Annotated in this window: 12 protein-coding genes and 1 pseudogene; all 13 read right to left on the reverse strand. The window is 61.2% G+C overall.

The genetic code is table 11. The features are described 5' to 3' along the window. Window positions 1-852 (reverse strand): NADH-quinone oxidoreductase subunit NuoH (gene nuoH, locus ABYW26_RS04460; RefSeq protein ID WP_372603590.1); only part of this gene is annotated, 852 nt, incomplete at its 3' end. A gap of 14 nt (window positions 853-866) precedes the next feature. Next, entirely contained in the window at window positions 867-1,274 is a 408-nt protein-coding gene (locus ABYW26_RS04465; protein WP_372603591.1) for a hypothetical protein, read from the reverse strand. A 14-nt stretch (window positions 1,275-1,288) separates the two neighbouring features. Continuing rightward, window positions 1,289-3,298, reverse strand: a complete 2,010-nt coding sequence (gene nuoG / locus ABYW26_RS04470; RefSeq protein WP_372603592.1) for an NADH-quinone oxidoreductase subunit NuoG — start codon at window positions 3,296-3,298, stop codon at window positions 1,289-1,291. A gap of 6 nt (window positions 3,299-3,304) precedes the next feature. Beyond that, complete coding sequence (locus ABYW26_RS04475) at window positions 3,305-3,721, reverse strand: DUF5333 domain-containing protein (RefSeq protein WP_372603593.1); 417 nt, start codon at window positions 3,719-3,721, stop codon at window positions 3,305-3,307. Between the two features lie 125 nt (window positions 3,722-3,846). Next, the gene (gene nuoF, locus ABYW26_RS04480) at window positions 3,847-5,133 is read right to left on the reverse strand and encodes an NADH-quinone oxidoreductase subunit NuoF (protein WP_372603594.1); all 1,287 of its coding nucleotides are present in this window, start codon (window positions 5,131-5,133) and stop codon (window positions 3,847-3,849) included. A gap of 9 nt (window positions 5,134-5,142) precedes the next feature. Then, on the reverse strand, window positions 5,143-5,370 hold the full coding sequence (locus tag ABYW26_RS04485; RefSeq protein WP_372603595.1) for a DUF5337 family protein: 228 nt from the start codon (window positions 5,368-5,370) through the stop codon (window positions 5,143-5,145). 156 nt (window positions 5,371-5,526) lie between these two features. Then, complete coding sequence (nuoE, locus tag ABYW26_RS04490; RefSeq protein WP_372603596.1) at window positions 5,527-6,624, reverse strand: NADH-quinone oxidoreductase subunit NuoE; 1,098 nt, start codon at window positions 6,622-6,624, stop codon at window positions 5,527-5,529. Further along, window positions 6,624-6,947, reverse strand: coding sequence for a hypothetical protein (locus tag ABYW26_RS04495; RefSeq protein ID WP_372603597.1), 324 nt, complete (start codon window positions 6,945-6,947; stop codon window positions 6,624-6,626). The genes nuoE and ABYW26_RS04495 overlap by 1 nt, the downstream gene beginning before the upstream one ends. Window positions 6,948-7,063: 116 nt before the next feature. Then, window positions 7,064-8,272: an NADH-quinone oxidoreductase subunit D gene (locus ABYW26_RS04500; RefSeq protein WP_372603601.1), complete on the reverse strand. Its 1,209-nt coding sequence runs from the start codon at window positions 8,270-8,272 to the stop codon at window positions 7,064-7,066. Between the two features lie 325 nt (window positions 8,273-8,597). Further along, the gene (locus ABYW26_RS04505) at window positions 8,598-9,200 is read right to left on the reverse strand and encodes an NADH-quinone oxidoreductase subunit C (RefSeq protein ID WP_372603598.1); all 603 of its coding nucleotides are present in this window, start codon (window positions 9,198-9,200) and stop codon (window positions 8,598-8,600) included. A gap of 3 nt (window positions 9,201-9,203) precedes the next feature. Continuing rightward, the gene (locus ABYW26_RS04510; RefSeq protein ID WP_372603599.1) at window positions 9,204-9,737 is read right to left on the reverse strand and encodes an NADH-quinone oxidoreductase subunit B family protein; all 534 of its coding nucleotides are present in this window, start codon (window positions 9,735-9,737) and stop codon (window positions 9,204-9,206) included. Next, window positions 9,728-10,093, reverse strand: coding sequence for an NADH-quinone oxidoreductase subunit A (locus ABYW26_RS04515; RefSeq protein ID WP_372603600.1), 366 nt, complete (start codon window positions 10,091-10,093; stop codon window positions 9,728-9,730). The genes ABYW26_RS04510 and ABYW26_RS04515 overlap by 10 nt, the downstream gene beginning before the upstream one ends. A gap of 234 nt (window positions 10,094-10,327) precedes the next feature. Then, window positions 10,328-10,967: pseudogene (locus tag ABYW26_RS04520) on the reverse strand (enoyl-CoA hydratase-related protein); the annotation flags it as partial.

Here is a 10,967-nt window from a genome sequence, read left to right on the forward strand (position 1 = left end):
CATCTTCGCCACCATCCACAGCACGCCATCCGGCAGGCCCGGGATCGGCGACAGCCAGCCCCCGAAGAACAGCAACGAAATCAGCGCGCACATCAGGAAGATGGCGATGTATTCACCGGCCATGAACAGCAGGTAGGGTGTCGAGGAATATTCGACCATAAAGCCCGCGACCAGTTCCGATTCAGCCTCGGGCAGATCGAACGGCGGGCGGTTGGTTTCTGCCAGAGCCGAGACAAAGAATAGCACGACCATCGGCAGGTGCGGCAGCCAATACCAGTTGAACAGGCCCAGATTGCCGTCTTGCGCGCGCACGATGTCGCCAAAGTTCAGCGAGCCGGTCGACAGGATCACCCCGATGATGATCAGGCCAATGCTGACTTCGTAGGAAATCATCTGTGCCGCCGAGCGCAGCGAGCCAAGGAACGGGTATTTCGAGTTCGAGGCCCAGCCGCCCATGATCACGCCGTAAACCTCAAGCGAGGATACCGCGAACACGAACAGGATCGCCACGTTGATATCCGCCAGAACCCAGCCGTCATTGAACGGGATCACCGCCCAGGCCAGAACCGCCAGAACGAACGACAGGATCGGCGCCAGAAAGAACACCGATTTGTCGGCGCCTGCCGGAACGATCACCTCTTTGACGACGTATTTCAGCGCATCCGCCACCGATTGCAGCAGACCAAAAGCGCCGACAACGTTCGGGCCTTTGCGCATCTGCACCGCCGCCCAGATCTTCCGGTCGCCGTAAACGAGGAACAGAAGCGACAGCATCACAAACGCGATGATCAGCAGACCCTGCGCCGCGATCAGCACGAAAGTTCCCAAGCCAGTGTTTAGAAAATCAGCCATTTTGCCTCATACCCTCAGACCGTCGGTATCCCTTCATTCGTGCAGTGAGCAACGACCACTTCCGCGTCGATCGTCTGCACTCCGCGCGGCAATGCCGGCGAGATGGTGTAAACAGCATCTGCCCGCCAAACGCCACCCTCTTGTGCCACATTTGTGCGCACATGACGCGCAAATCCGTAGCCCCGGATCAGCGTGTATTGTGCAGCGGCACATTCGGCATAGTTTGCCACGTCGTCTTGTCCGCGCGCGCCCTGCATCTGAACCACGAAATTCACCAGATCGCTGTCCAGAAGCCGCGTCTCGACGCCCATATAGGACGGCTTGAACGCGCTTTGCGCTGACATGCCCTGCCCCTCGGGCACACAGCCCGCCGCACCGCCCGCAAGGGCCAGCAGCATCAGAGGGAAAAGGCCAGTTTGCATTTCTTTTCAGACCCTTACTCGGCTGCGACCGGCGCTTGCGCGCGGGCTTTTGCATTGGCGCTGAGTTCGGCCATCAGGGCCGAGGCACGCGCGATCGGGTTGGTCAGATAGAAATCCTGAACCGCCGACCGGAAGTCGCCGCTTTTCAGCGCGACAGCCGGAAGCAGTTGCCAGTCATTGGCCGGAACCTCGTCGATGGCGGCCAGATGCGGCACCTCGGCGACCAGCGCCTGACGCAGTTGCGCGATGCTGTCATAGGCCAGCGTGGCGCCCAGTTCAGCGCTCAGCGCGCGCAGGATCGCCCAGTTTTCCTTGGCCTCGCCCGGCGGGAAGCTGGCGCGCAGCGCCAGTTGCGGGCGGCCCTCGGTGTTGACGAACAGGCCCTGCTCTTCGGTATAGGCGGCGCCCGGCAGGATGATGTCGGCGCGGTGTGCGCCGCGATCACCATGGCTGCCCTGATAGATCACGAAAGCGCCTGCGGCGATGTCGATCTCGTCGGCGCCAAGGTTATAGATCACTTCGGCCTCTTTGACGGCGGCGTCGATCCCACCAGCGGTCACAGCGCCGATATCCATCGCGCCAACCCGGCCAGCGGCGGTGTGCAACACAAGGAAGCCCGCGCCCATCTTGTCGGCCAGTTGCATCGCCTGACCCAGAACCGCCTCGCCATCGCCTTCGCTGATCGCGCCCTGCCCGATGATGACCATGGCGTTTTCGGTCTTGGTGGCCTCGGTGACCAGCTTGCTGAGGGCCTCGCGGCCTACACCGTGCTTGGTGACGCTATAGGTCAGATCGCCGGGGTTGCCGACCACATGCACATCCGCGCCAGCCATCCAGGCCTTGCGAATGCGGGCGTTCAGAACCGGGGATTCAACACGCGGATCGGTGCCGATCAGATAGATCGCTTTGGCAGCGTCGATGTCTTCGATCGCGGCATTGCCAGCATAGGCAGCGCGAATATCGACCGGCAGCTTGGCGCCATCGGTGCGGCATTCGACCGAGCCACCCAGACCGGTCACCAGCTGTTTCAGCGCAAAGGCGGCCTCGACCGGGACCAGATCACCGATCAGGCCGGACACTTTCTTGCCCTTCATCGCGGCGGCGGCGGCGGTCAGCGCCTCGTCCCAGCCCGCTTTGCGCAGCTTGCCGTTCTCACGGATATAGGGGGTGTCCAGACGCTGACGACGCAGGCCGTCCCAGACGAACCGCGATTTGTCGGAAATCCATTCCTCGTTCACGCCGTCATGGTTGCGCGGCATGATGCGTTTGACTTCGCGGCCCTTGGTATCGACGCGGATGTTGCTGCCAAGCGCATCCATCACGTCGATGGTTTCGGTCTTGGTCAGCTCCCACGGGCGGGCGGTGAAGGCATAGGGTTTGCTGGTCAGCGCACCGACCGGGCACAGGTCGATGATGTTGCCCTGCATGTTGCTGTCCAGCGTCTGGTTCAGATAGCTGGTGATCTCGCTGTCTTCACCGCGGCCGGTCTGGCCCATCTGGGTGATGCCGGCGATTTCGGTGGTAAAGCGCACGCAGCGGGTGCAGCTGATGCAGCGGGTCATGGTGGTGGCGACAAGCGGCCCGAGGTTCAGATCCTCAGAGGCGCGCTTGGGCTCGCGGTAGCGGCTGAAATCGACGCCATACGCCATCGCCTGATCCTGAAGATCGCACTCGCCGCCCTGATCGCAGATCGGGCAATCCAGCGGGTGGTTGATCAGCAGGAATTCCATCACGCCTTCGCGGGCCTTCTTGACCATGGGCGAGTTGGTCTTGACGACCGGGGCCTGACCTTCCGGCCCCGGGCGCAGATCGCGGACCTGCATCGCGCACGAGGCGGCGGGTTTCGGCGGGCCGCCCACGACCTCGACCAGACACATGCGACAGTTGCCGGCAATCGACAGACGCTCGTGATAACAGAAGCGCGGCACTTCGACCCCGGCCACTTCGCAGGCCTGAAGGATGGTCATGGCCCCTTCGACCTCAACCTCTTTGCCGTCAATATTAATCTTACGCAGGTCCGACATTGGCTCTCACTTCGCTTTCAGCAGGACGCCGATCTGGCTGTTCCGTTCAATTTCCGCCAACCCCACCGTGCAGTAAGAGGCTGGCTGTTGGGGATCGAGCCCCTGCGACAGCAAATAGTCGAACGCCACGCTTTTCACGCGCTTGCGGTCCTCTTTGCTGCTCACATAGTCCTCGATCTCGTCATCGGTAAACCCGGCTTGCTTGGCCTCGAACTCCAGCTCTTTGGCATAGCTGTAGGCCCGGAAAAGCCGGGGTTTGATGGTCTCACAGTTCTTCTGGATCAGATCGCCGGCGGCGATGACGGTCAGACCGTCGTTGATCGCTTGCATTTCGCGCAGGCCATTGGCCGAGGCCGCGCCGCCCGTGGTCGAGGCAACAAGTGCCAGACCGGCGACAAACGGCAGGGTTTTCAGATGTTTCATGCGAAATCTCCTTTCAACGAAAGGAGATGGGCGAACGCGGCTGATATGCAATAACGCCCGCAACCGGCGGCAAAGTCCCGCTGGTCCGTCGTCACATATGCGCCCTTCGCCCCCATGATACGTCCTTATTCCGCAGCCACCGCCGTGACGCGCTTGTGCTTGATGCGGTCTTCGATTTCGCCACGGAAGTGACGGATCAGACCCTGGATCGGCCAGGCCGCCGCATCGCCAAGGGCGCAGATGGTGTGGCCTTCGACCTGTTTGGTCACGCTGAGCAGCATGTCGATCTCTTCCGGCTCGGCCTCGCCCTTCACCAGACGATCCATGACCCGCATCATCCAGCCGGTGCCTTCGCGGCACGGGGTGCACTGGCCACAGCTTTCGTGCTTATAGAATTTCGACAGCCGCCAGATCGCCTTGATCACATCGGTCGAGTTGTCCATGACGATCACGGCGGCGGTGCCAAGGCCCGAACGCTGTTCCCGCAGGTAATCGAAATCCATGATCGCTTCGCGCATCTGCCCGCCGGGGATCATCGGAACCGACGAACCGCCCGGAATAACCGCTTTCAGGTTGTCCCAGCCGCCGCGAATGCCGCCGCAGTGACGTTCGATCAGCTCTTCAAAGGTGATCGACATCTCTTCTTCGACGACGCAGGGGTTGTTCACATGGCCCGAGATCGCGAACAGCTTGGTGCCGGCGTTGTTCGGGCGGCCAAAGCTGGAGAACCACGCGCCGCCACGGCGCAGGATGGTCGGAACCACCGCGATCGATTCAACGTTGTTTACCGTGGTCGGCGCGCCATACAGACCCGCACCCGCCGGGAACGGCGGTTTCATCCGCGGCATGCCCTTGCGGCCTTCAAGGCTTTCCAGCAGCGCAGTTTCCTCGCCGCAGATATAGGCGCCGGCGCCGTGGTGCAGATAGAGGTCGAAATCCCAGCCCGAACCAGCCGCGTTCTTGCCCAGAAGACCGACATCATATGCCTCGTCCACTGCGGCCTGCAGCGCCTCGCGCTCGCGGATATATTCGCCGCGCAGGTAGATGTAACAGGCATGAGCGCCCATGGCGAAAGACGCGATCAGGCAGCCTTCGATCAGCGTGTGCGGATCGTGGCGCATGATTTCGCGGTCTTTACAGGTGCCGGGCTCGGATTCATCGGCGTTCACCACCAGATAATGCGGGCGGCCGTCGGATTCCTTGGGCATGAAGGACCATTTCAGGCCGGTCGGGAAACCGGCGCCGCCACGGCCACGCAGACCGCTGGATTTCATCTCGTCGACGATCCAATCGCGGCCTTTCTTGATGATATTGGCGGTGACATCCCAATGGCCACGCTTACGCGCGCCAGCCAGCGTGCGTTCGTGCATCCCGTAGAGATTGGTGAAGATACGGTCTTCGTCCTTCAGCATAGCTTACCCTCAATTCTCCCGGCTGTTCCGCCAGATCTGATATGTCACCACCAGCGCCCACAACAGAGCGGCCAGCGCGGCAAAGTCGAACAGAAAGGCATAGCGTGCCGGCAGGCCCAATTCCCCGCCAAGCCACTGAGCCGCCATCCAGACCAACACAGTGCCGGCCATCACCAAGGCCACCATGCGGCCCTGGCGCGCCTGCGCCTGTTGTTTACGGTCTTGATCGCTGGTCATCTGTCCCACACTTGTCATTCCGCAGCCTCGGTTTCAGGCAGCGGCGACAGTGTCAGCCCACCGGTCCGCAAAGCGGTCCGGATCACCTGGGTCGGGTAATCCCGTCGTCCCCAAGAGGCTGTCACGTTTCGTCCCCCACTCCCTGGCCTTTATGGCTCAGTATACGTCACCTTTTTTCACACGGTTCGAAAACTCGGTCTCGCCACCGGCAGCCAGGGTTTTCGCCTGATCGACCCAGCCATCGCGCGACACACGACCTTTAAAGCCGGTCAGGTTTTCATCGACCCAGGCCACCTCATCGGCGGTCCAGGATGCGACCTGATCGAAATGATAGAAACCAAGGCTGTTCAGCAGTTTCTCCAGCGCCGGACCGACACCTTTGATCTGTTTCAGATCATCGGCCCCGCTGTCGCGCGCCGCGTCCAGACCGGCCGGGCGTGTGCCCTCGGCCGGTGCAGCCGCAGGCGCGGCAGCAGCAGGCGCAGCAGCCGGTTTCGGCGCGGCGGCTTTGACGGGCTTTTCAGCCACGGCAGTCGCGCCGCCCTTGCCGGTCAGCCACGGCGTTACCAGCGGCACTTCGGTGCCGTCGATGCGCTTGACGGTTTCGCCCAGATCCACAGCCAGCTGCGCCGAGGCGTTATACTGTTTGTGGCCACTGTCGAATTCTTTCAGGCTGGTCAGCCCGGACAGCGGTTCCGAGGCAAAGCGGCCATTCTGCGGGCCGGGCACCGGCACATCGCCGGCCGCCAGACGGTCCAGAATTTCCACCAGTTTCTCGGCGGTCAGGTCTTCGTAATAGTCCTTGCCAATCTGCGCCATCGGAGCATTCGCGCAAGCGCCCAGGCATTCCACCTCTTCCCAGGTGAATTTGCCATCGGCCGACAGCACGAACGGCTGGTCGGCGATTTTCTCCTTACAGACCCCGATCAGATCCTCTGCCCCGCAGATCATGCACGACGTGGTGCCGCAGATCTGAACATGCGCGACCGAACCGGTCGGCTGAAGTTGGAACATGAAATAGAAGGTCGCGACCTCAAGCGCCCGAATATAGGCCATGCCAAGCATGTTCGCCACGTATTCGATTGCCGGACGGGTCAGCCACCCCTCTTGTTCCTGGGCGCGCCAGAGCAGCGGAATGATCGCGCTGGCCTGGCGGCCTTCGGGGTATTTGGTCATCTGAGCTTCGGCCCAGGCCTGGTTGGCCGGGGTGAAAGCAAAGCTTTCGGGTTGTTCATGATGCAGACGGCGGAGCATTAGACGGCACAATCTCCCGACACTAGGGTAATGCCGCCTTCACTCGAAGAGGCATCGACGATTTCATGATAAATACGCAGGTGGTCGACGATGGATTCCAGAGAAAGCTCGTCATAACCGGTCAGCGCTTCTACCTGGAGGGCCAGATCGTCGCTATTGACCGTGCAGCCAACCGTGGTCAAAGCCTCACGCACCGTCTGAAGCTCTTCTTCGGTCGGGATGTAAGGTTCGGTGGTGGTTGCAGTCGTAGTCGTGTCCTGCGCAAAGGCGGGAACGGCCAGAAAGGCCGAACAGATAAGGGCGGTCTTGAGGATGGTTTTCATGGGTCCGTCTCCGTTGCGCCCGGCTTGAAATCCGGTCGCGTTGAATGGACCAGAGGCACATTGCCCTGATCCGATGGGTCCCCACCCAGAAGTCGTTATGCCAGCGACGCCGCGCATCAGCGGTCAATCTCTCCGAACACGATGTCCATCGTGCCGATGATTGCGGAAACGTCCGCCAGCTGGTGGCCTTTTGCCACGTAATCCATGGATTGCAGATGCGGAAAGCCCGGCGCGCGCAGCTTGGCGCGGTAGGGTTTGTTGCTGCCATCCGAAACCATATAAACGCCAAACTCGCCTTTCGGGGCCTCGACGGCGGCGTAAATTTCGCCAGCCGGAACGTGGAACCCTTCGGTGTAGAGTTTGAAGTGATGGATCAAGGCCTCCATCGAAGTTTTCATTTCGCCGCGTTTCGGCGGCGTCAGCTTGCCACGGGCCAGCACATCGCCTTTTTCAACGCGCAGCTTGGCAATGGCCTGTTTGATGATGCTCAGCGACTGGCGCATTTCTTCCATGCGGACCAGATAGCGGTCATAGCAATCGCCGTTCTTGCCGATCGGGATCTGGAAGTCGAACTCGTCATAGCATTCATAGGGCTGCGCACGGCGCAAATCCCATGCCAGACCCGAGCCGCGCACCATCACGCCGGAATAGCCCCAGTCCAGAATGTCCTGTTCGGTGATGATGCCGATATCGGCGTTCCGCTGTTTGAAAATCCGGTTCTCGGTCAGCAGACCGTCGATGTCGTTCAGGATTTCCGGGAATTCGTCGGCCCACTGGTCGATATCGTCGATCAGATCGGGCGGCAGGTCCTGATGCACACCACCGGGGCGGAAATAGGCCGCGTGCAGGCGGGCGCCACAGGCGCGCTCGTAGAACACCATCAGCTTTTCACGCTCTTCAAAGCCCCACAGCGGCGGGGTCAGGGCGCCAACGTCCATCGCCTGAGTGGTGACGTTCAGCAGGTGGTTCAGAATACGGCCGATCTCGGAATACAGCACCCGGATCAGCGACGCGCGGCGCGGCACCACGGTGCCGGTCAGCCTTTCGATCGCCAGACACCAGGCATGTTCCTGGTTCATCGGCGCCACGTAATCCAGACGATCCAGATAGGGCAGGTTTTGCAGATAGGTGCGGCTTTCCATCAGCTTTTCGGTGCCGCGATGCAGCAGGCCGATATGCGGGTCTGCGCGTTCGACGATCTCGCCGTCCAGTTCCAGAACCATCCGCAACACGCCGTGCGCCGCAGGGTGCTGCGGGCCGAAGTTAATGTTGAAATTGCGGATCTTCTGTTCGCCGGTCAGCGCGTCGTCGAAATTACCGTCCATCATGTTACACCCCTACCCTGTTTGCGTCCCACTGGACGGGACTCTGGCCCAGGCTGGCCGCAAGCACTTCAGAAATTTTGGAAACACATGACTGCAGCGCACCGGCCCGAACTTGGGCGGCGCGCATCCCGGTCAACAGGCGGACGACATCGGCCATTTGGGCCATCCAGTTCAAACGCCCCACAGCCCGAAAATCATATGCTTCAGTTATGTCAGTATTAAGGCGACCGGCCCCGGCACAGCCCGCAACGCCGCGCGGATCATCCGCTGGCGTCGGGTGGGTTTTCCCCAGCATATGCACGGTTTTTGTCACCTGTATTTGCCCTTATGCGCCGGTCTTTTCGTCACCGGGCAGGATATATTCCGCACCTTCCCACGGCGACATGAAATCGAACTGGCGGTATTCCTGCACCAGACTGACGGGTTCATAGACGACGCGCTTTTGCTTTTCGTCATACCGCACTTCGGTATAGCCGGTGGTCGGGAAATCCTTGCGCAGCGGATGGCCGCGGAAGCCATAATCGGTCAGCAGGCGCCGCAGGTCGGGATGACCCGAGAACAGAATGCCGAACATGTCAAAGACTTCGCGTTCGAACCAGTTGGCGCAGGGATGGACCTCGACGATCGAGGGCACCATCTCGTCCTCGCGGACCGCCACTTTCAGGCGCACGCGATGGTTCTGATACATCGACAGGAAGTGATAGACGACATCAAACCGGGCCTCGCGGGCCGGGTGATCGACAGCGGTGATATCCACCAGCGTCGAGAACCGGCAGGTCGCGTCGGTTTTCAGGAATTCAACCAGATCGACCAGCCCTGCCAGCGTCACGTCGACCGTCAGTTCGTCATGGGCAATCCCGTAAGCCAGCACCGCGTTCGGGCGCTTCAGGCTGATATGGGTGCCAAGCTCGTTCAGGGCCTCGTTCATGGCTTACCTCGCGATCGTGCCGGTGCGGCGAATTTTGCGTTGCAGTTGCAGGATGCCATAGACCAGCGCTTCGGCGGTCGGAGGACAGCCCGGCACATAGATGTCAACCGGAACAACCCGGTCACAGCCCCGCACAACGGAATAGGAATAATGATAGTAACCGCCGCCATTGGCGCAGGAGCCCATCGAGATCACATACCGCGGCTCGGGCATCTGGTCGTAAACCTTGCGCAGCGCCGGGGCCATCTTGTTGGTCAGCGTGCCGGCGACGATCATCACGTCCGACTGGCGCGGGCTGGCGCGCGGGGCAAAGCCATACCGCTCGACGTCATAGCGCGGCATGGCGGTGTGCATCATCTCGACGGCGCAGCAGGCCAGGCCGAAGGTCATCCAGTGCAGCGACCCGGTGCGGGCCCAGTTGATGATGTCCTCGGTCGAGGTCAGCAGAAAGCCCTTGTCCTGAAGCTCTTTGTTGAGAACCTGAACGCTGTGTTCGCGGTCAACACCGGCGGTGTTGGCGGTGGTGCTCACTCCCATTCCAGGGCTCCTTTTTTCCACTCATAGGCAAAGCCGATGGTCAGCACGGCAAGGAATACCATCATCGACCAAAATCCCAGGCTGCTCATATCCCCAAAGGACACGGCCCAGGGGAACAGAAAGGCAATCTCAAGATCGAAGATGATGAACAGGATCGACACAAGATAGAAGCGAATGTCGAATTTCATCCGGGCGTCGTCGAAGGCGTTAAAGCCGCATTCATAGGCCGACGTCTTCTCAGGATCGGGATTGCGAACGGCCAGAACGACGGCGGCCAGAATCAGCACCAGCCCCAATCCGACGGCCATAGCCAGGAAAATGATGATTGGCAGATACTCTCTCAGCAATTCATCCAAGACGGTTCTCCCTCTGTCGGCCGGACTCGGCGGCGCCTGTCATCTTTTCGCTTGGTTTACTCTGGGCATTCTGCCGGGTCAACCAAGCGTGGTGCCTGGTTGGGCCTTTGTTAGCGCCGAAAGAGCGATTTGGCATACATTTGTGTGCCGAATATTTGACGAAACTTGGCGTATTTACCCGCCCGAACCCGAGTCACCTGCCCGGCTGTTGGCCGTTCTCTGGCGGTTCAGCGGTCAGTCACGCTGCCAGTCGGGTTTTCGCTTGTCGAAAAACGCACTGATCCCCTCTTGCGCCTCGGCGGTCTGCCAGCGGTCGGTCAATTGCCGGATCGAGCGGTCGATCACCGCCGCATCGATCGGGGCGCCCAGCATTCGCAGCTGGGCCTTGGCCGCTGCGACCGCCCCCGGCGCGCAGGCCAGATAGGGGGTGACTTCGGCCTCGATCGCCGCGTCCAGATCTTCGGGCGCGACGACGCGGGCCAGCAGGTCCAGATCGCGGGCCTCGTCCGCATCGAACACCCGCGCCGACAGGAACACCCGCCGCGCGCGCGCCTCGCCCATGCGGGCCATGACATAGGGGCCGATGGTGGCCGGGATCAGGCCCAGCCGGGTTTCGGTCAGGCCGAACCTGGCCCCCGAAACGCCAATCGCCACATCGCAGACGCACATCATGCCGATGCCGCCGCCAAAGGCCTGTCCCTGCACCCGCCCGATCAGCGGCTTGGGCAAGGTGTTCAGTTTTTGCAGCGCCGGCGCCAATTTGCGCGTCTAGGTGAACCGGGTTTCGGCATCCGCCGCCATCTGTTGCTGCATCCACGCCAGATCGCCGCCCGCGCAGATGGATTTCCCCTCGCCGGTCAACACGAACACGCAC

This window comes from Actibacterium sp., assembly GCF_041584535.1.
Lineage (GTDB): Bacteria > Pseudomonadota > Alphaproteobacteria > Rhodobacterales > Rhodobacteraceae > Actibacterium_D.

Coding starts and splice junctions, on each gene's coding strand:
- ABYW26_RS04465 (WP_372603591.1), bottom strand. CDS start 1,274: ATGCAAACTGGCCTTTTCCCTCTGATGCTGCTGGCCCTTGCGGGCGGT.
- nuoG (WP_372603592.1), bottom strand. CDS start 3,298: ATGTCGGACCTGCGTAAGATTAATATTGACGGCAAAGAGGTTGAGGTC.
- ABYW26_RS04475 (WP_372603593.1), bottom strand. CDS start 3,721: ATGAAACATCTGAAAACCCTGCCGTTTGTCGCCGGTCTGGCACTTGTT.
- nuoF (WP_372603594.1), bottom strand. CDS start 5,133: ATGCTGAAGGACGAAGACCGTATCTTCACCAATCTCTACGGGATGCAC.
- ABYW26_RS04485 (WP_372603595.1), bottom strand. CDS start 5,370: ATGACCAGCGATCAAGACCGTAAACAACAGGCGCAGGCGCGCCAGGGC.
- nuoE (WP_372603596.1), bottom strand. CDS start 6,624: ATGCTCCGCCGTCTGCATCATGAACAACCCGAAAGCTTTGCTTTCACC.
- ABYW26_RS04495 (WP_372603597.1), bottom strand. CDS start 6,947: ATGAAAACCATCCTCAAGACCGCCCTTATCTGTTCGGCCTTTCTGGCC.
- ABYW26_RS04500 (WP_372603601.1), bottom strand. CDS start 8,272: ATGGACGGTAATTTCGACGACGCGCTGACCGGCGAACAGAAGATCCGC.
- ABYW26_RS04505 (WP_372603598.1), bottom strand. CDS start 9,200: ATGAACGAGGCCCTGAACGAGCTTGGCACCCATATCAGCCTGAAGCGC.
- ABYW26_RS04510 (WP_372603599.1), bottom strand. CDS start 9,737: ATGGGAGTGAGCACCACCGCCAACACCGCCGGTGTTGACCGCGAACAC.